This is a genomic window from Cellulomonas sp. P4_H12 (assembly GCF_056400905.1).
Map to the genome: position 1 here is coordinate 109,291 of NZ_JBFUKJ010000006.1, position 19,197 is coordinate 128,487.

Genomic DNA, 19,197 nt, shown 5'->3' on the forward strand with positions numbered 1-19,197 from the left:
GACTCCTTCCATGGTCCCGTGATGTCGTGGCGAGACGAGAGTAACCGTCGACGCCCCCCGGAGGGCCGGACCCTGCGGTGGTGTCGCGGACGTATTGAAGCGAGCCAATCCGTGCGTTCGTCCACGGGCACGGATCGCGAGCAGCTACCCGCATCGAACCTGGTCACATCACGGTTTCGCAACACTAGTTGACCGATCGGATGGTGCAGGCTACGTTTTGAAACGCTTCAATCCATACTTTCGCACTTCAAGGAGGAACTGTGAACTCGATGCTGAAGCGCCGGCGGACGCTGCTGCTGGGCGCCGTCGGTCTGAGCGCGACGCTGGCGCTCGCTGCCTGCAGCTCTGGCTCTGGCTCCGGCGGGTCCTCGACCGCTGGGTCCGGCAGCTCGGACAAGAACCTGTCGTTCCTCGCGATCAACGAGAACGAGACGATCCCCACCACGCTCACCACGCTGAGCAAGGACGAGTGCAAGGCGGAGGACGCCGCGCAGCCGCTCAAGATCACCAAGCAGGCCCAGTCGACGCTCGACCAGCAGCTCCAGCTGCTCGCCGGCCAGGACGCGCTGCCGCAGCTCTTCATCAGCGCGAACGCCCCGTCGCTGAACGCCCAGCTCGCGGAGCAGGGCACGCTCGAGGACGCCGGGACCGCGCTCGACCAGCTGGGCATCACCGACGATGTCCTTCCCGCGGCGACGTCGGTCATCGAGAACCTCTACGACGGCAAGCAGCTGGTCCTGCCGACCGAGCTCAACATCGAGGGCATCTGGTACAACAAGCAGATCCTGGCCGACAACGGGATCGAGGTCCCGACGACGTGGTCCGAGCTCACGGACGCGTTCGCCAAGCTCAAGGCTGCCGGCATCCAGCCGATCTCCAACGCCGGCAAGGGCGGCGACGGATGGGGCGTCACCCGGTGGGTCGGCAACTACATCGCGCGCGACCTCGGTCCGGACGCGCTGCAGGCCGTGCGCGACGGCAAGGCCAAGCTCACGGACGCGGAGTACGTCAAGGCGGCCGACGCGATCGCGGACCTCGGCAAGCAGGGCTACTTCGGTGAGTCGCCCACCTCGATCGACTACACGACCGCCCTCAACACCTTCCTGACCGGCGATGCGGCGTTCATCTACATGGGTTCCTGGGCGGTGTCGAACTTCAGCGACCCCGAGCAGAACAAGGTCGGTGCGGACAACATCGGCTTCATGCACTTCCCGACCGTCGACGGCGGCAAGGGTTCGGCCGACCAGATGCCGGCCAACGTCGGCACAGCGATGGCGATCTCGTCCAAGGGCTTCAAGGACACCGCCACGCAGGACTGGGTCAAGTGCGTCGCCGCGAACTACGGCACCGTCGCCCTGCGCGACAGCGGCCAGGTCACCGGCTTCAAGGTCAACGGCGACGTGGAGGTCTCTCCGCTGAGCCAGCTGGTCCAGGACGAGATCGGCAAGACGCAGGAGAGCATCCTCTGGTTCGAGGCCTACTTCAGCCCCGAGGCCACCACCACGAGCCAGAACGACGGCGGTCTGCTCGGCTCGGGGCAGCTGAGCGGTGAGGACTTCATGTCGCAGGTCCAGGCGAGCCTGGGTTCCTGATCCCCTGAGTACGACGAGGCGGGCCGAGGGGCATCCATCGGCCCGCCTCCACACCCCTCGACGATGAGAGGCCCCTGCCATGAACCGTGTCCTGGGCGACAAGCGCGCCATCCTGCTGCTGCTCGGACCAGCCCTGCTCGTGTACTCGCTCGTCATGCTGCTGCCGATGGTGTGGTCGCTCGGGTACACGTTCTTCAGCGGCAGCGTCGTCACGGGGTTCGAGTGGGTCGGCCTCGAGAACTTCCAGAAGCTCCTGACCGACCCCGCCGCGCGCGACGCGCTCGTGTTCACGCTGAAGTACGCCGTGGTCATCACGATCGGGCAGGTGACGGTGGGCTACGCGCTCGCGCTGCTCTACATCTTCTTCCTGCGCAAGGCGTCGGCGACCATCCGGACCCTGGTCTTCTTCCCCGTGGTGCTGCCCACGGTCGCGGTCGCGCTGCTGTTCCAGAAGTTCTTCGAGTTTGCCCCGCAGACCGGTCCGGTCAACGCGCTGCTCGAGGCCGTCGGGCTCAACGCCGTCGACTGGTTCGGCACGGCGAGCCACGCGTTCTGGGTCATCGCGCTCATGGACATCTGGCGCTCGATGGGGTTCTACGCGGTCCTGCTGTACGCCGGCCTGGTCGACGTGCCTGACGAGCTGCTGGAGTCCGCACGCCTCGACGGTGCCGCCGGCTGGCGCCTGGTGCGCAGCATCGTGCTCCCGCTGTCCCTGCCGGTCCTGGTCTCGTCGATCATCTTCAGCATCAACGGCACCCTCAAGGTCTTCGACTCGATCTACGCGTTGACCGGGGGTGGTCCGGGGAGCGGGACGACACCGCTGACCCTGCTCATGTACCGGACGTCGTTCTTCTACGGCGACTACGGCTACGGCTCCACGATCGCGCTGGCGCTCACGATCCTGTGCCTGATCGTCACCCTCTTCATCTTCCGCGCGAACCGCCGCGACCTCACCCAGGACTGAGCGATGACCACTCTGACGCAGTCTCCCGTGACCACTCCCGTCGGCCCCGCGCGCCCCGGGAGGACGCGCAACCGCCTGCGCCGCATCCCGCTCTACGCAGGAGTCACCGTCCTGCTGGTCGTGATGGTGTACCCGCTGCTGTGGCTCCTGCTCGGGTCCTTCAAGACGCAGGACGAGTTCCTCAACAACCCGACGTGGTCGCTGCCGGAGAGCTTCACGAACTTCAGCAACTACACCGAGGCGTGGTCGAGCATCGCGCTCTACCTGCGCAACTCGGTGCTGGCCGTCTTCCCCGCGCTCGCCCTCGTCGTCGTGCTGGGGACGGCGGCCGGGTACGCGCTGGAGGTCATGGTCTTCCGCGGCCGCGGCGGCGTCCTGCTGCTCTTCCTGGCCGGCATCATGATCCCCGGCCAGATGATCCTGCTGCCGCTGTTCACGGTGTACTTCCAGCTGCACCTGACCAGCACGCTCTGGCCGCTGATCATCACGTACACCGCCATCGGCCTGCCGCTGACCGTGTTCATGATGGCGACCTACTTCCGATCCATACCGCGCGAGGTCTTCGAGGCCTCCACGCTCGACGGAGCGTCCGCGGTCCGCTCGTTCTGGTCCATCGGCTTCCCGATGATGCGCAACGCCGTCTTCACGATCGCGCTCGTGCAGTTCTTCTTCCTGTGGAACGACCTGCTCATCGCCCTGACGTTCACCACCCAGGACAACCTGCGCACGGTCCAGGTCGGGCTGCTCAACTTCACCGGGCAGTTCGGCGCCGTCGACTACGGCCCGACGTTCGCCGCGATCTGCATCAACATGCTTATCGTCCTGGTGCTCTACATCTTCCTCAACCAGCGAGTCATGCGCGGCCTGTCCGCCGGAGCGGTCAAGGGCTGACGCGTGATCACCGAACCCCGTCCGGCGCTCACGCCGGACCAGCGCGGTGCTGCCGCGGACGACGACATCTCCGTCGGCGCGCCCACCGTCGAGCACCACACCCATGCACTCGGCATCGGTGAGGAGCGGCCGCGCGTCTCCTGGCGGCTCGACCGTGCCCCGGCCGGCTGGCGGACCGCGGACTACGAGCTGCGCGTGAGGTCCGAGGGTGTGCCGGACCGGGCCTCGGGCTGGACCCCGGCCGTGACGCAGACGCTGGTCGAGTGGCCCTTCGAGTCCCTGCGCTCACGCGAGCGGGTGGCCCTCGCGGTGCGCGTGCGGGACGCGGACGGGCGCCGGTCGAGCTGGTCCCGCGAGACTGTCGTCGAAGTCGGCTTGCTGCACGCGTCCGACTGGACTGCCAGGGCGGTGACCCCCGCCGGCCCCGTCGAGGACGGCGACCTCCGCCGCCCGCCGCTCCTGCGCCACGAGTTCCACCTCGCCGCCGAGCCCGCGTCCGCGCGTCTGTACGTCACCGCGCACGGTCTCGTCGAGCCGCACCTCAACGGTGTGCGCGTCGGCGACGAGGAGCTGGCGCCGGGGTGGACCGTGTACCCGCACCGGCTCACGTACTCGACGTACGACGTGACCGACCTCCTGTGCGTCGGCGCCAACGCGCTGGGAGCGTTCCTCGGGGACGGCTGGTACCGCGGGCGTCTGGGCTTCGACGGCGGCAACCGCGACATCTACGGCGACCGCCTCGCCCTGCTCGCCCAGCTGGAGGTCCAGCTGGCCGACGGCACCCGGCAGGTGATCAGCACCGGACCCGGATGGCGCGCCGGCACGGGACCCATCCTCAGCTCCGGCCTGTACGAGGGCGAGCGGTACGACGCCCGGCTGGAGCTCGCCGGCTGGTCCGTGCCCGGTTTCGACGACAGCGGATGGTCGGCGGTCGAGGTGGTCGACCGTGACCCGGCGACCCTGGTCGCGCCGGACGGACCGCCGATCCGGTGCACGCAGGAGCTGGCGCCCGAGTCGATCACCCGGACCCCCCGCGGCACCGCGCTGGTCGACTTCGGGCAGAACGTCGTCGGGCGGGTGCGCATCAGCGTCGACGGCCCCGAGGGGACGGTCGTGCGCCTGCGTCATGCCGAGGTGCTGCAGGACGGCGAGCTCTCCGTGCGGCCGCTGCGCGGCGCGCAGTCGGTCGACGAGTACACCGTCGGGCCCGGCGGACGCCAGGACTGGGAGCCGCGTTTCACCGTCCACGGGTTCCGCTTCCTCGAGGTCGAGGGCTGGCCCGGCGAGCTCCGTGCCGGCGACGTGGTGGCCCGGGTGCTGCACACCGACATGCGACGCACCGGCGGCTTCCGTTCGTCCGACGACCGCCTCAACCGGTTGCACGACAACGTCGTCTGGAGCATGCGGGGCAACTTCGTCGGCCTGCCGACCGACTGCCCGCAGCGCGACGAGAGGCTCGGCTGGACCGGCGACATCCAGGTCTTCGCGCCCACCGGGACGTTCCTGTACGACTGCGCGGGGCTGTTGACGTCATGGCTGCGGGACGTCGCGCTGGAACAGCTCCCCGACGGCACCGTGCCCTGGTTCGTGCCGACGATCTACGGCAACCCGATGTGGTCGCCCCCGCGGCCGGGTGCCGCCTGGGGCGACGCCGCCGTGATCGTGCCGTGGACGCTCTACCAGCGGTACGGGGACCTCGACGTGCTGCGCCGGCAGTTCGGCTCGGCCCGCGCGTGGGTCGAGTGCGTCGAGCGGCTGGCGGGTCCGGGCAGGGTGTGGGACCAGGGCTTCCAGCTGGGGGACTGGCTCGACCCGGCGGCGCCACCGGACGACCCGGCCGACGCGCGCACCGATCGGTACCTCGTCGCGACCGCCTACTTCGCGCGCTCGGCGCACCTGCTGGCGCGCATGGCCGACGTCCTGGGCCGGGCCGACGACGCCGAGCGGTTCGGCGCGCTGGCCGCCGAGGTGCGCGACGCGTTCGTGCGGCGGTACGCGCTGCCCGACGGCCGGCTCACGAGCGACGCCCCGACGGCGTACGCGCTCGCCCTCGCGTTCGACCTGGTCCCGCCCGAGCTGCGCAGCGCTGCCGGCGACCGTCTCGCCTCGCTCGTCGAGGAGGAGGGCGACGTCGTGGCCACCGGCTTCGTCGGCACCCCGGTCGTCCTGGAGGCGTTGTCCAGCACCGGGCACCTCGACCGCGCGTACGCGCTCCTGCTGCAGACGGCCTGCCCGTCGTGGCTCTACATGGTGGGCCAGGGCGCGACGACCATGTGGGAGCGCTGGGACTCGATCCTGCCCGACGGCACGGTGAACCCCGGCGACATGACGTCCTTCAACCACTACGCGCTCGGTGCCGTCGCGGACTGGCTGCACGGGACGGTGGCCGGCCTGCGCCAGGTGTCGGCGGCAGGCGACGTCTTCGAGGTGGCCCCGCGCCCCGGCGGCGGTCTGACCTCCGCCGAGGCGTGGCTCGAGACCGCGTACGGCCGTGCGGACGTGGCCTGGACCCTCGATGACGAGGACAGGGTGTCGATCGTCGTCACCGTCCCGACAGGCGCTCGAGCGCGCGTCGACCTCGGCGCCGAGGGAGTGCGGGACGTCCCGTCGGGCCGGCACGAGCTCGTCGCCGATCTGGGGCAGCTCGTCGCGCCCTGACCACAACCGAACAGCCTGCACTCCATCGATCTCGATGGAGCGTTTCAACGCGCGCGCCGGACTTCGCCCAGTCGGCACTCTGACCCGCGTCTTGCCACGTCGGACGGCGAAACTCTTGACGGGATTCGGCGGTTCTGCGTAGTTTCGGTGGGCAGTCTTGAAACGCTTCAACAGCAGCGTTGGAGCGCAGCAGTGCGCGAACTGTTCGCGTCCGTCTCTCAACGAGGAGAACCGATGCACGTCTCGCTACCCCGTCTCCGGAGGCCCGGCTCGCGCCGGACGATCGCCTTCACCTCGTCGCTCGCGGTGCTGGTGCCGCTCGCGGTCGGCGTCCCCCTGGCCGTGTCCGCGCAGGCGGCCGCACCCGGCTCCGCGTGTCCGTGGATGGACACGAGCAAGTCGGCCGACCAGCGGGCCACCCTCCTGCTGAAGGCGAGCTCGCTCGACCAGAAGCTCCGGTGGCTCGACGAGCAGGCCGCCAACAACCCCACCCAGACCACCTTCAGCGGCGTGACGTACCCCGTGCAGGTCGCGTGCACGCCCAAGGTGGTCTACACCGACGGGCCCGACTACGTGCGCGGCTCCGCCGGCGTCACGATCTTCCCGGACCAGATCGGGCTCGCGGCGACCTTCGACGAGCAGCTCGCCTACGACAAGGGCGTCGCCCAGGCGGACGAGGCCTTCCGGTCCGGCAAGAACGTCATCCTCGGCCCGGGCGTCGCCTCCGGTCGCACGCCGCTGTCCGGACGCACCCCCGAGTACCTCGGCGAGGACTCGCTCCTGTCCGGGACCATGGCCGCCGCCACCATCAACGGCATCCAGAAGGGCAACCCGAGCCAGCCGGTGATGGCCGTCATCAAGCACTACGTCGGCAACGAGCAGGAGCTCGACCGGCAGACCAGCTCGTCGAACATCGACGGCCGCACGCTGCGCGAGGTGTACAACCTGCCGTTCAAGATCCTCATCGACAAGGCCAACCCGGGCGGCGTCATGTGCTCGTACAACCAGATCAACGGCGTGTACGCGTGCGAGAACCCGGTGCTCAACAACCTCCTCAAGGGCGACACGGGCTACCAGGGCTACGTCGTGTCCGACTTCGGCGCCGTGCACAGCACCGCCCCGTCGCTGGCGGCCGGCCTGGACCAGGAGCTGAACCGGCCACGGTTCTACACGCCGGCAACGATCGGTGCGGCGCTCGACAACGGCTCGGTCACGATGGCGCAGATCGATGCCGCCGCCTTCCGGGTCGTGCGCGCGTACATCGCGAACGGGCTGTTCGACCACCCGCTGCCGGACGTCCCGTCCACCAGCTCGTCGACCGACGCGCACAAGGCTCTGGCGGCCCAGATCGCCTCCGAGAGCTCCGTGCTGCTCAAGAACGACGGCAACGTGCTGCCGCTGACGGCAGCCACGAAGACGATCGCGATCATCGGCCCGACCGCGTCGAACACCCCGACCAACGGGGTCAGCGCCGGGACCGTGTGCCAGCAGGCGGCCGGGCCGTTCGGTGGGAGCGGCAACGCGTGCCCGAACCCGGTGGCACCGCTGGACGCGATCACCGCACGCGCCGCCCAGGTCGGGGCGACCGTCACGTTCGACAACGGTGCCGACGTCGCACAGGCCGCAGCAACGGCAGCCGCGGCCGACGTCGCCGTCGTCTTCGGGTACTCGAAGCAAGGTGAGTTCGCCGACCGGACGACGCTCGACCTGGACAACAACGGGGACGCGCTCGTCGCCGCCGTCGCGGCCGCCAACCCCAAGACGGTGGCGATCCTCGAGACCGGCACGGCGACCCCGATGCCGTGGCTCACCAGCGTCAAGGCGGTCGTCGAGGCCTGGTACCCGGGCGAGCAGCAGGGCACCGCGATCGCGCGCCTGCTGTACGGGGACGACAACTTCGTGGGCCGCCTGCCCATGACGTTCCCCAAGTCGCTGGCGGACACGCCGACGAGCACCCCGCAGCAGTACCCGGGGACGTTCGCCGACGGGTCCACCACCCGGCCCACCGGGAGCACGGCGATCCGCCAGGTCACCTTCAGCGAGGGGCTGCTGGTCGGGTACAAGTGGTATGCCGCGAAGAACATCGCGCCGTTGTTCCCCTTCGGGTACGGCCTGTCCTACAGCGGCTACGCGTACAACAACCTGAAGGTCACCGCGAAGTCGAACGGGAAGAAGCCGATCGACGTCACGTTCCTCGTCACCAACACGGGACCGAAGGCGGGGACCGAGACGGCCCAGGTCTACCTGACGCTGCCGTCGACCACCGGGGAGCCGAAGCGGCTGGTCGGGTTCGCCAAGGTGTCACCCAAGGTCGGCCGCGGGGAGAAGGTGACCGTCACGATCGACCCGAGCGCGGCGGACCTGCCGATGTCGTACTACGACACGGCGAGCCACGCCTGGGCGATCGCCCCCGGCACCTACACGGTCGAGGTCGGCACGTCCGCCGCCACGACCACCCTGACCGGGACGTTCACGGTCGGGTAGTCCGTGCCCGCCCTGACGCCCGTCCCACAGCCGGTGGGGCGGGCGTCAGGCGTGACCGGACCTCGGTCAGCGCCAGAGCTCGCTGAGCTGCTCCGCCCGGGCGCGGCCCACCTCGTAGCCTGCGCGCGCGGCGGGCGGACGCAGCGACGGGTCCATCGCCCGAGGCCCGAACATGTGCTCCGAGTCGCTGTCGGGGAAGACGGTCTCGACCCTGCTGCCGCGTGCGCGCAGCTGGTCGACCTGCGTGGCCAGGTGCGTGCCCCAGCCCGCCGGCACCAGCGACCGGCCGCCGAAGGGTGAGAGCACCAGCACCCGCTCGTAGCCGGCGGCGAGGTCGGCGTTCTCCGCGTTGGACCGGTAGCCGCCGTCGATGTAGTCGGCGTCCCCGATCCGGTACGGGAGGCCGCTCGAACAGCTGGCGGCGACGGCGTCCGCCAGGTCGACCCCGCTGAGCCGGTCGAAGACCACCGGTTCGCCGGTGAGGGCGTCGACCGCCGTGATCAGCACGGTGCGTCGCGGCCACTGCGGGCTGGGCAGCCGAGCGGCGACGGTGGTGCGCCACTGTGCCTGCCAGGAACCGTCCGACGCCGCGGCCCTCTCGAGCGCGGCCGCGCCCATCCTGCGGCGCATGTCAGCCGCGTCGGACGAGGCCGCGATGATCCCGGTCGTCCTGTCCAGGTGGTCCGTCACCGCCCGGGTCGGAGCCTGGCCCCGGTCGGAGCCGGCCGCGGCCGGCCGTGGCGTGACGGGCGCGGCAAGGACGTCGGCATACAGCTCGGTCGGTGTCGCGCCGGCCAGCTGGGCCGCGGCCGTCGAGCCGGCCGACGTCCCGATGGTGAGGTCGGCCGCGCTCACGTCCAGCCCGGCATCGAACAGACCAGCGACGACGCCGATCAGCCAGGCGTTGCCGGTCGATCCGCCGCCGCCGAGGACCAGCGCGCGGTCCCCGCCGGGGATCCGCCCCGTCGCGTCGACGTGGGGTGCTGACGAAGAAGTGGTGTTCATGGGAGTGCCTCTCGCGAGTTGCGTGGCGGGCGCTCCCGGTGGCGACTAGCTCAGTCGCGAGATCGAGGACGGCGGGGGAGCACCCAGTGCGGATACTGCGTTCATGGGTCTCACCTCCTAGCGACGGGTCACGATCACGGGAACGATGGCACACCGTCGGCCCCGCGCACAACCGGCGTCGTTCGGTGCGGCAGGGTCGCGGCGACCAACAGGCAGAAGGCGCCGAGCGCCATGATCGAGCCGGACACGGCCTCCCACCAGGGCTGCGTGTCGTACGAGCCGATGGCGTAGGTGAGCGAGCCGACGAGCGGCATGCTCAGGGCCAGGACGACCGACGCGGCACGGGCCCATCCGTGCGCGGCGAACGCGAACCGTGCGAGCAGGAGCGGTGGCCCGAGGAACCACACCGCCACCGACCAGGTCTCGAGGGCGGGGTCGACCACCACGCCGGACAGTCCGGTGCGGAGCGTCGCCAGGGCGACGGCGACGAGTGCGACCTCGGAGACGAGCAGGGCGATCGCTGAGCAGGCGCCCGGACGTCGACCGGTCAGCGCCCACGGCAGCACCGGGAGTGCGAGCGCGAGGACCAGGAGCGACAGCCCGGCCAGTGAGGCGGCGTCGCCGGCCGGCGCCCAGGGCTCCGCCGGCGGCAGGAAGTCGTACAGATGGTCCTGACGCAGCTCGCAGGGGTCCAGCGTCCCGCCCGTCGAGCAGGACCCCGCCCATCTCTGCCAGGACGCGGCGTACATCAGTGCGCCCGACGCCACGAGGAGGATCGCGACCCCGAGCCGCAGCAACCGCAGAGTCATCGGACGCCTTCGGCGCGGTGGGGGCGGATCAGTCCGCGGTGCTGCGCTCGCCGGCCCGCAGCAGCTCGAGCGCCTCGTGCTCCACCAGGACGGGGACGAAGTCGCGCACCGTGGAGCCCGCGAACTGGGCGACCTGCGCGTCGACGACCTCGCGCACGGTCTCGCGCGGGATGTCGGGGAATCGCTCCACCAGGCGGTCGACGACCTCGTCGATCGCGTGCCCTTCGTCGTCGATAGCCATGTCCGACAGGGTGCGGGCTCCCGACCGCCCCGTCAACCATGCCGAGAATGCCCGACATGACGTGTTTCTCCGGTGCTCATCCCGTCCTCACCTGATGGCCATCTTCGACCGGTCGACTCCTTGCGGCGCGTCGACGTCGCGGCGGGCTGACGACGGATGAGGGGAACGACCATGAGGACACGAGCACTGCGCCCACTCGGCGTGGGGGTCGTCAGCGGGGCGCTGCTGCTGGGCGCCGCGACCGGCTGGGCGGCCACGGGCGGCCTGACCGGCAACGGCGACGCACGCCGGCTGACCGGCGACCAGACCGCCGCCGTCAGGGAGCAGCTGCGCGGCGGTCCCGCGAAGAACGTCATCCTGCTGATCGGTGACGGCATGGGCGACTCGGAGATCACGGTGGCCCGCAACTACGCCCTCGGCGCGGCGGGGCGGTTCGCGGGCATCGACGCCCTGCCCCTCACGGGTCAGTACACGACGTACGCGCTGGACAAGGCGGACGGCAAGCCCGACTACGTGACCGACTCCGCGGCGTCGGGCTCGGGGTGGGCGACGGGCACCAAGACCTACAACGGTGCGATCTCGGTCGACGTCGCGGGTACCCCGCAGCGCACGCTCCTGGAGATCGCGCGCGCCAACGGGCTGCGCACCGGCGACGTGAGCACGGCGGAGCTGCAGGACGCCACCCCCGCGGTGCAGGTCGCGCACGTGACCGACCGTGGCTGCTACGCGCCGGCCGTCACGACGACCAAGTGCCCGACGAACGCGCTGCAGAACGGTGGCCTCGGGTCCATCACCGAGCAGCTCATCGGCAACCGCCCGGACGTCACCCTCGGCGGCGGCGCCACGTCGTTCAACGAGACCGCGGTCGCCGGGCCGTGGGCCGGCAAGACCCTGCTCCAGCAGGCGAAGGACCGCGGCTACCAGGTGGTCACCGACGCCGCCGGGCTCTCCGGCATCACGCAGGCGGACCAGTCCGCGCCGGTCCTCGGGCTCTTCGCGCCCGGCAACATGGCGACCCGGTGGGTCGGTCCGCTGGCCACGCACACGGGCGGCACCGAGCCCGCGGTCACGTGCACGCCGAACCCGGCCTACGTCGCGACCTCGCCGACGCTCGCCGCGATGACCACCAAGGCGATCGACCTGCTCCAGGGCGGCAAGAAGGGCTTCTTCCTTCAGGTCGAGGGCGCGAGCATCGACAAGCAGGACCACGCCGCCAACCCGTGCGGGCAGATCGGCGAGACCGTCGACCTGGACGAGGCCGTGCAGGCGGCCCTCGCCTTCGCCAAGAAGGACGGCAACACCCTCGTCGTCGTCACCGCGGACCACGGGCACTCGAGCCAGATCGTGTACCCGAACACGCTGACGCCGGGCCTGACCCGCACCCTGCTCACCGCCGACGGCAAGCCGATGACGGTCGCCTACGGCACCGCCGACGTGGGCGGCTCGCAGGACCACACCGGCACGCAGGTGCGGATCGCCGCCTACGGCCCCCGCGCCGGCAACGTCGTCGGGCTCACCGACCAGACGGACCTGTTCTTCACGATCCGTGACGCGCTGCGGCTCGACCCGGCGGCGCCGTCGCCGACCGCACCCGTCATCCAGAACGTCAACGTCACGGACGGTGCGGTGCTCACGGGGCGCCAGACGGTTCGAGTCACGCTCGACACGGAGCCGCGCTACACCTACATCGAGCTGAACCAGGGCGGCACCTGGATCACGGACAACACCAAGGCGCCGGGCAGCACGCAGGCCGGCAAGCGGCCGACGCTCGTGCTGGACACGCGCGACTACCCCAACGGCTCGTACACCCTGAAGATCGACGCCGTGGGCATCGACGGGCAGACGACGGAGAAGCTGGTGCCCGTCACCATCGCCAACCGCTGACCGGATCGACGCGCGGACGACGCACCCGCCGCTGGGCGGGTGCGTCGTCCGCGTCCACCCGGTCGGCGGTGTCGGCGTGCGCTGGCAGGCTGGGCGCATGTCCGCACCCACCCGTGACGCCGCCCTCGCCGTGCTCCGCCGCCTGGTGGGGGACCCGGCCGCGCAGTTCCACGACGGCCAGTACGAGGCGATCGAGACTCTCGTCGACGAGCATCGCCGGGCGCTCGTCGTCCAGCGCACCGGCTGGGGCAAGTCGGCGGTGTACTTCGTCGCGACGATGCTGCTGCGCGAGCGGGGGGCCGGGCCGACCGTGCTGGTCTCCCCGCTCCTGGCGCTGATGCGCGACCAGGTGGCCGCCGCCGAGCGCGCCGGGGTGCGTGCGGTCGCCATCAACTCGACCAACGCGCACGAGTGGGACGAGCTGCTGGGCCGGCTCGCCGCCGACGAGGTCGACGTGCTGCTCGTGTCGCCGGAGCGGCTCAACAACCCGGCGTTCCGCGAGAACCAGCTCCCGGCCCTCGTCGGGCGTCTCGGCATGCTCGTCGTCGACGAGGCGCACTGCATCAGCGACTGGGGGCACGACTTCCGGCCCGACTACCGGCGCCTGCGGGACCTCATCGCGACGATGCCGGCGGGCGTGCCGGTCCTCGCGACCACCGCGACGGCCAACAGCCGGGTCGTGGCCGACGTGGCCGAACAGCTCGGCAGCATCGGGACGGGCGCCGTCGACGTGCTCACCATCCGGGGGCCGCTCGCGCGCAGGTCGCTGCGCCTCGGCGTGCTGCGGCTGCCCGACGCGCGCACCCGCCTCGGCTGGCTGCTCAGCCACCTCGGCGACCTGCCGGGCTCCGGGATCATCTACACGCTCACCGTCGCCGCCGCGCAGGACACGGCACGTCTGCTGCGGGAGGCCGGCCACGGCGTGCGCGCCTACACGGGTCAGACGGACCCGGCCGACCGGGAGGACGCCGAGGCCGCGCTCAAGGCGAACAGGGTGAAGGCGCTGGTGGCCACGAGCGCGCTGGGCATGGGCTTCGACAAGCCCGACCTGGGGTGGGTGCTGCACCTGGGCGCGCCGTCGTCGCCGGTCGCGTACTACCAGCAGGTGGGTCGTGCCGGCCGTGCGACCGAGAGCGCCGACGTGCTGCTGCTGCCCGGGACGGAGGACCCGGACATCTGGCGGTACTTCGCCACGGCGTCGATGCCGAGCCAGGAGCGCGCGGAGCGGGTGATCGCGGAGCTGTCGGACCGGCCGCTGTCCACGCCCGCGCTCGAGGCGCGGGTGGACGTCCGCCGGACGCCGCTCGAGCTGCTGCTCAAGGTGCTCGACGTCGACGGCGCGGTGCGTCGCGTGCAGGGCGGCTGGGTGGCGACGGGGCAGCCGTGGACGTACGACGCCGAGCGGTACGCCCGCATCGCCGCCGCCCGGGAGGCCGAGCAGCAGCACATGCTGGACTACGAGCGGACCGACGGGTGCCGGATGGAGTTCCTCCAGCGCAGCCTGGACGACGCGACGGCGGCGCCCTGCGGGCGGTGCGACACCTGCGCGGGCGCCTGGTACCCGCGCGACGTGGTGGCGGACGCCGCGGCCTCGGCCGACCGCTCGCTCGACCGGGTCGGGGTGCCCGTCGAGCCGCGCGTGCAGTGGCCCGTCGGTGCCGACCGGCTGGGGCTCCCGGTGCGCGGCCGGATCGCCGAGGGGGAGCGCGCGCTCGAGGGGCGCGCGCTGGCCCGGCTCACCGACCTGGGGTGGGGGACGGCGCTCCGCGAGGTCTTCGCCGCGGGTGTCGCCGACGCGCCGGTCAGCCGCGCCATGCTCGACGGGTGCGTGCGCGTGCTCGCGCAGTGGGGCTGGGACCAGCGGCCGGTCGCGGTGGTCGCCCTCCCGTCGCGACGACGCCCGCTGCTCGTCGACTCCCTCGCGCGGGGCATCGCCGAGGTCGGCCGCCTGCCGTACGCGGGCGCGCTCGCGCTCCGCGACGGGGGCCCCCGAGGGGAGCCCGGCGGCAACAGCGCGTTCCGGTTGGCCGGTGTCTGGGAGCGGTTCGACGCCTCGTCGCTCGAGCTCCCGGCCGGCCCGGTGCTGCTGGTCGACGACCTGGTCGACAGCCGCTGGACCATGACGGTCGCCGCGCGGGAGCTGCGCCGTGCCGGGGCGACGGACGTGCTGCCGTTCGTGCTCGCGCTGCGCGGCTGAGGTCGACGTGCGCCCGACGGGGCGAGCGAGCACCTCTCGCGCGGCGCGACCGGCCCGGGCGTCGGCTACGTCACAGTGCCCATCGCCTGGACTCCCGGGACCCGATCGGGCCGCGTGCCTTAGTTTTGCCCCGTGACCGCACCCGTTCCCTCGAGCGAGGCCGCGCAGACCGTTGCGCAGAACCTTGCCAACCACGAGGTCCCCGAGCCCCTGCGCAACGACGTCCGCGTGCTGGGCGAGTTCCTCGGCCGAGTCCTGCGGGAGGCCGGCGGCGACGACCTGCTCGCGGACGTCGAGGCGCTGCGCGAGCTCGCGATCCGCGCGCACAACGGTCCCGACCCGGAGGCCCTCGCGCAGGCCGAGGCCCTGGTCGCCGGCTTCAGCATGAGCCGGGCCGAGGAGGTCGCCCGGGCGTTCACCTGCTACTTCCACCTGGCCAACACCGCGGAGGAGTACCACCGCGTGCGCGTGCTGCGGGAGCGCGAGGCGAGCCTCCTGCCGCACCACCTGGCGCCGGACGACTCCCTGCCGGCCGCGGTGGCCCAGCTGGCCGATGAGGTGGGCGAGGACGTCGCGCGCCAGCGCCTCGCGGACCTCGAGTTCCGTCCCGTGTTCACCGCGCACCCCACGGAGGCGCGTCGTCGCGCGGTGTCGGGCGCCATCCGACGGATCGCCGAGCTCGTGGCCGAGCGGGACCTGCGCTACATCGGCGGCATGTCGCTCGCGGAGAACGACCGCCGGCTGCTCGGCGAGATCGACACGCTCTGGCGCACGGCGCCGCTGCGGGAGGCGAAGCCGTCGGTGCTCGACGAGGTCCGCACCGTGATCAACGTGTTCGAGGCGACGCTCGCCGACGTGCTGCCGGCCGTCTACCGCCGGCTCGACGACTGGCTCCTGGCCGACGCCGCGGGCACCACTGCGCCGGCCGTACGCCCCTTCGCTCGGCTGGGCACCTGGATCGGCGGCGACCGGGACGGCAACCCCAACGTCACCGCGCAGATCACGCAGGACGCGGCCGCGATGGCGTCCGAGCACGCGCTGCTGGAGCTCGAGTCCTCCGCGCGCAAGACCGCGCACGGGCTCACGCTCGCCGCGTCGGGCACCCCCGCGTCGAGCGAGCTGAGCGCCCTGTGGCAGAAGCAGCGCGGGCTGTCGGCGTCCCTGGCGTCGCGCATCGCGGGCGACGCGCCGAACGAGCCGCACCGCCGGGTCGTGTACTTCCTGGCCGAGCGCATCGCGGCGACCCGGACGCGCAACGCCGACCTCGGGTACGGCTCGGCCGCGGAGCTGGAGGCCGACCTCGACGTCGTGCAGCGCTCGCTCGCGGCCGCCGGCGCACCACGGTCCGCGTACGGCGACCTGCAGCGACTGATCTGGCAGCTGCAGACCTTCGGGTTCCACCTGGCCGAGCTCGAGGTGCGCCAGCACTCGCAGGTGCACGCGGGCGCGCTCGCGGACCTGGCCAAGAACGGCGTCGAGGGCACGCTCGAGCCCCGCACCGTCGAGGTGCTGGACACGTTCCGTGCGATCGGCGCGGTCCAGCGCCGCTACGGCGTCCTGGCGGCGCGCCGCTACATCGTGTCGTTCACGCAGTCGGCCGAGCACCTCGCGGCCGTCTACCAGCTGGCCGAGATCGCGTTCGAGGGCGTGGACGCGCCGGTCATCGACGCGATCCCGTTGTTCGAGACCTTCGCGGACCTGGAGGCCTCGGTCGACATCCTCGAGGGCGCCCTGGCGCTCCCGCAGGTGCAGCGCCGGCTCGCGGAGAACGGCCGCCGGGTCGAGGTCATGCTCGGCTACTCGGACTCGTCGAAGGACGTGGGCCCGGTCTCCGCGACGCTGACCCTGGACGCGGCCCAGCGCCGCATCACGGACTGGGCGAAGCGGCACGACATCGTGCTCACCCTGTTCCACGGCCGCGGCGGTGCGCTCGGCCGCGGTGGCGGTCCGGCGAACCGGGCCCTGCTCGCCCAGCCTCCGGGCTCGGTCGACGGCCGGTTCAAGCTCACCGAGCAGGGCGAGGTCATCTTCGCCCGGTACGGCGACCCGGTGATCGCGGCCCGCCACATCGAGCAGGTCGCGGCCGCGACGCTGCTGGCCGGTGCACCGTCGGTCGAGCGCCGCAACGCCGGGGCGACCGAGCGGTTCGCGCCGCTGGCCGCCAAGCTCGACGAGACCTCGCGGGTCCGGTTCCACCAGCTGGTCAAGGCGCCGGGCTTCCCGCAGTGGTTCGCCGAGGTCACCCCGCTCGAGGAGGTCGGCATGCTGCCGATCGGCTCGCGGCCCGCCCGCCGGGGGCTGTCGGTCGAGTCGCTCGACGACCTGCGTGCCATCCCGTGGGTGTTCTCGTGGTCGCAGGCGCGCATCAACCTGGCCGGCTGGTACGGCCTGGGCACCGCGCTGGCGTCCGTCGACGACCTGCCCGAGCTGCGCGCCGCCTACGCCGAGTGGCCGCTGTTCACCACCATGATCGACAACGTCGAGATGTCGCTGGCCAAGACGGACGAGCGCATCGCGGAGCGGTACCTCGCCCTGGGCGATCGGGACGACCTGGCGCAGCTGGTGCTCGAGGAGATGGCGCTGACCCGCGAGTGGGTCCTCGCCATCACGGGCAGCGAGGCGATCCTGTCGCGCCGCCGGATCCTCGGTCGCGCCGTGCAGCTGCGCAGCCCGTACGTCGACGCGCTGTCGCTCCTGCAGCTGCGCGCTCTGCGTGGGCTCCGCACCGGCGACGCCCCCGAGCAGGCGGACGACCTGCGTCGGCTGCTGCTGCTCACCGTCAACGGGGTCGCAGCGGGCCTGCAGAACACGGGCTGAGGACGGCGCAGGCGGGACGGAGCCGCCGGGCTACTTTCCCGTCGGACCGAACCGCTCGGTCCGGATCCGCTCCGGGTCGTGGCCCAGGTCGACCAGCGTGTTCGCGACGGACTCCACGAACGGCGTCGGTCCGCAGATGAACACGTGCGCGCGCAGGTCGGGCGGGAAGCAGGCGTCCCTCAGCAGGTCGCGGTCAATGCGCCCGACCGGCCCGGTCCACCCGTCCGGTCCGCGGCGGGTCCACACGCGGGTGATCGGCACGTCGGCGCCGAGCGCCTCGAGCTCGTCGGCGTAGAGGGCGTCCGCCGGCGTCCGCACCGACACGACGAGGCGGAACGGCGCGACGCTGCGAGCCAGCCGCCGGGTCCGCAGCATCGACATCAGCGGCACCAGCCCGGACCCGCCGGCGATCAGCTGCACCGGGTGCGGGTCGGTGGGCTGCCAGACGAACCAGTGGCCGACCGGTCCGCGGAGCTCGAGCTCGTCACCGACCTGCAGGTCCTCCGTCAGGTACGGCGACACCTCGCCGTCGTCGACCACCTGCACGGTCAGCGCGATGCGCCGGTCGTGCCCGGCCGGGTCGGGCGGCACGCCGGGCAGCCCCATGGTGCCGGGGGAGGCCAGCGAGTAGGACCGCTGCGTCGAGTACCCGTCCTCCGCGGTCAGGCGGACGTCCACGTGCTGCCCGGCCAGCGCGCCGCGCCAACCGGGCACGTCGAGCTCGAGCGTCATCGCGGACGGCGTCTCGGCGACGCGGGAGACCAGCGTGCCGACCATCCACGGCAGGGCGTACAGGGCGGGATCAGGAACGTCGTCGGGCACGCTCAGTCCCCCCAATACCGCTGCTCCTTCCACGGGTCCCCGTACGCGTGGTAGCCCAGCCGCTCCCAGAAGCCCCAGGTGTCCTCGGTCATGAGGTCGAGGCTGCGCACCCACTTGGCCGACTTCCAGAAGTACAGGTGGGGGATCAGCAGCCGGGCCGGACCGCCGTGCTCCGGCGGCAGGGGCGCGCCGTCGTACTGGTAGGCGATCCACGCCTTCCCGTCGCGCAGGTCCGCCAGCGGCACGTTGGTGGTGTAGCCGCCGTCGCAGTGCGCCATCGCGTACTGCTCGTTGGGGGCGATCTCGACGCCGTCGAGCAGCGTGTCCAGGGAGATGCCGCGCCAGGCGGAGTCGAGCTTGGTCCACTTGGTGACGCAGTGGATGTCCTTGACGATGTCGTCGTGCGGCAGGTGCGTGAGCTCCGACCACGTCCACGTCTTGCGGGTGGCGCCGCCGGACGTGATCGAGAACGTCCACGTGGAGAGGTCGGCGCGGGGCGTCGGGCCGGCGGACAGCACCGGGAAGCCGCGCTCGAGGTACTGACCAGGTGGGATACGAGGATCGACCTCGCGCTTGCCGCGGAACCCGCGGGAGATGATCGCCATCAGGCAGCCGTGCGGTGGGTCATGATCCCATCATGGGGCCACCGTCGCCGGACGCGCCAGAGGCCGGCCCGACGGGTGTCGAACCGGCCTCTGAACTGGTCTTTCGTCAGCCGCGCGAGTAGACCACGCGCGGGCCGCCGGAGCTCGCCGCGCCGGAGCCGCCGCCGCTCGAGCCCCGACCGCTGCCGCCGCGACGACGACGCTGGCCCGAGGCACCGGAGGGCGCGG

At 71.9% G+C, this 19,197-nt stretch carries 13 protein-coding genes; 8 read left to right on the forward strand and 5 right to left on the reverse strand.

Translation table 11 applies throughout. From position 1 onward, the window contains the following. The first annotated feature begins 269 nt into the window (after window positions 1-269). From AC1DQC_RS05265 to AC1DQC_RS05285, 5 genes are all read left to right on the forward strand, one after another. Window positions 270-1,592, forward strand: a complete 1,323-nt coding sequence (locus AC1DQC_RS05265; RefSeq protein WP_477050181.1) for an ABC transporter substrate-binding protein — start codon at window positions 270-272, stop codon at window positions 1,590-1,592. Between the two features lie 79 nt (window positions 1,593-1,671). Then, window positions 1,672-2,556, forward strand: a complete 885-nt coding sequence (locus tag AC1DQC_RS05270; RefSeq protein WP_477050168.1) for a carbohydrate ABC transporter permease — start codon at window positions 1,672-1,674, stop codon at window positions 2,554-2,556. A 3-nt stretch (window positions 2,557-2,559) separates the two neighbouring features. After that, complete coding sequence (locus tag AC1DQC_RS05275; RefSeq protein WP_477050169.1) at window positions 2,560-3,447, forward strand: carbohydrate ABC transporter permease; 888 nt, start codon at window positions 2,560-2,562, stop codon at window positions 3,445-3,447. Between the two features lie 3 nt (window positions 3,448-3,450). Next, window positions 3,451-6,105 (forward strand): family 78 glycoside hydrolase catalytic domain, encoded by a 2,655-nt coding sequence (locus AC1DQC_RS05280; protein WP_477050170.1) that lies wholly within the window; start codon window positions 3,451-3,453, stop codon window positions 6,103-6,105. 234 nt (window positions 6,106-6,339) lie between these two features. Beyond that, window positions 6,340-8,589 (forward strand): beta-glucosidase, encoded by a 2,250-nt coding sequence (locus AC1DQC_RS05285; RefSeq protein WP_477050171.1) that lies wholly within the window; start codon window positions 6,340-6,342, stop codon window positions 8,587-8,589. A 66-nt stretch (window positions 8,590-8,655) separates the two neighbouring features. Here the strand turns inward: AC1DQC_RS05285 and AC1DQC_RS05290 are convergent, their stop codons facing one another. From AC1DQC_RS05290 to AC1DQC_RS05300, 3 genes are all read right to left on the reverse strand, one after another. Next, complete coding sequence (locus tag AC1DQC_RS05290; protein ID WP_477050172.1) at window positions 8,656-9,594, reverse strand: patatin-like phospholipase family protein; 939 nt, start codon at window positions 9,592-9,594, stop codon at window positions 8,656-8,658. A 134-nt stretch (window positions 9,595-9,728) separates the two neighbouring features. Further along, window positions 9,729-10,403, reverse strand: a complete 675-nt coding sequence (locus AC1DQC_RS05295) for a hypothetical protein (protein WP_477050173.1) — start codon at window positions 10,401-10,403, stop codon at window positions 9,729-9,731. 28 nt (window positions 10,404-10,431) lie between these two features. After that, on the reverse strand, window positions 10,432-10,644 hold the full coding sequence (locus AC1DQC_RS05300; RefSeq protein WP_477050174.1) for a three-helix bundle dimerization domain-containing protein: 213 nt from the start codon (window positions 10,642-10,644) through the stop codon (window positions 10,432-10,434). Window positions 10,645-10,815: 171 nt separating this feature from the next. Between AC1DQC_RS05300 and phoA the strand changes: the two genes are divergently transcribed. The 3 genes from phoA to AC1DQC_RS05315 all read left to right on the forward strand — a co-directional run bounded on the left by phoA (window position 10,816) and on the right by AC1DQC_RS05315 (window position 17,542). Further along, window positions 10,816-12,528 (forward strand): alkaline phosphatase, encoded by a 1,713-nt coding sequence (phoA, locus tag AC1DQC_RS05305; protein ID WP_477050175.1) that lies wholly within the window; start codon window positions 10,816-10,818, stop codon window positions 12,526-12,528. Between the two features lie 97 nt (window positions 12,529-12,625). Next, window positions 12,626-14,725: a DEAD/DEAH box helicase gene (locus tag AC1DQC_RS05310; protein WP_477050176.1), complete on the forward strand. Its 2,100-nt coding sequence runs from the start codon at window positions 12,626-12,628 to the stop codon at window positions 14,723-14,725. A 132-nt stretch (window positions 14,726-14,857) separates the two neighbouring features. Then, complete coding sequence (locus AC1DQC_RS05315; protein ID WP_477050177.1) at window positions 14,858-17,542, forward strand: phosphoenolpyruvate carboxylase; 2,685 nt, start codon at window positions 14,858-14,860, stop codon at window positions 17,540-17,542. A gap of 30 nt (window positions 17,543-17,572) precedes the next feature. On the opposite strand, the gene AC1DQC_RS05320 is transcribed toward AC1DQC_RS05315, so the two are convergent. Further along, window positions 17,573-18,364: a ferredoxin reductase gene (locus tag AC1DQC_RS05320; RefSeq protein WP_477050178.1), complete on the reverse strand. Its 792-nt coding sequence runs from the start codon at window positions 18,362-18,364 to the stop codon at window positions 17,573-17,575. A 2-nt stretch (window positions 18,365-18,366) separates the two neighbouring features. Beyond that, window positions 18,367-18,969, reverse strand: a complete 603-nt coding sequence (locus AC1DQC_RS05325; protein ID WP_477050179.1) for a sulfite oxidase-like oxidoreductase — start codon at window positions 18,967-18,969, stop codon at window positions 18,367-18,369. Window positions 18,970-19,197 lie beyond the last annotated feature (228 nt).

Bases quoted from the DNA above. Each gene is read 5' to 3' on its own strand.
- AC1DQC_RS05285 (WP_477050171.1), top strand. From the start codon at position 6,340: ATGCACGTCTCGCTACCCCGTCTCCGGAGGCCCGGCTCGCGCCGGACG.
- AC1DQC_RS05300 (WP_477050174.1), bottom strand. From the start codon at position 10,644: ATGGCTATCGACGACGAAGGGCACGCGATCGACGAGGTCGTCGACCGC.
- AC1DQC_RS05265 (WP_477050181.1), top strand. From the start codon at position 270: ATGCTGAAGCGCCGGCGGACGCTGCTGCTGGGCGCCGTCGGTCTGAGC.
- AC1DQC_RS05295 (WP_477050173.1), bottom strand. From the start codon at position 10,403: ATGACTCTGCGGTTGCTGCGGCTCGGGGTCGCGATCCTCCTCGTGGCG.
- AC1DQC_RS05325 (WP_477050179.1), bottom strand. From the start codon at position 18,969: ATGGCGATCATCTCCCGCGGGTTCCGCGGCAAGCGCGAGGTCGATCCT.
- AC1DQC_RS05290 (WP_477050172.1), bottom strand. From the start codon at position 9,594: ATGAACACCACTTCTTCGTCAGCACCCCACGTCGACGCGACGGGGCGG.
- phoA (WP_477050175.1), top strand. From the start codon at position 10,816: ATGAGGACACGAGCACTGCGCCCACTCGGCGTGGGGGTCGTCAGCGGG.
- AC1DQC_RS05310 (WP_477050176.1), top strand. From the start codon at position 12,626: ATGTCCGCACCCACCCGTGACGCCGCCCTCGCCGTGCTCCGCCGCCTG.
- AC1DQC_RS05275 (WP_477050169.1), top strand. From the start codon at position 2,560: ATGACCACTCTGACGCAGTCTCCCGTGACCACTCCCGTCGGCCCCGCG.
- AC1DQC_RS05270 (WP_477050168.1), top strand. From the start codon at position 1,672: ATGAACCGTGTCCTGGGCGACAAGCGCGCCATCCTGCTGCTGCTCGGA.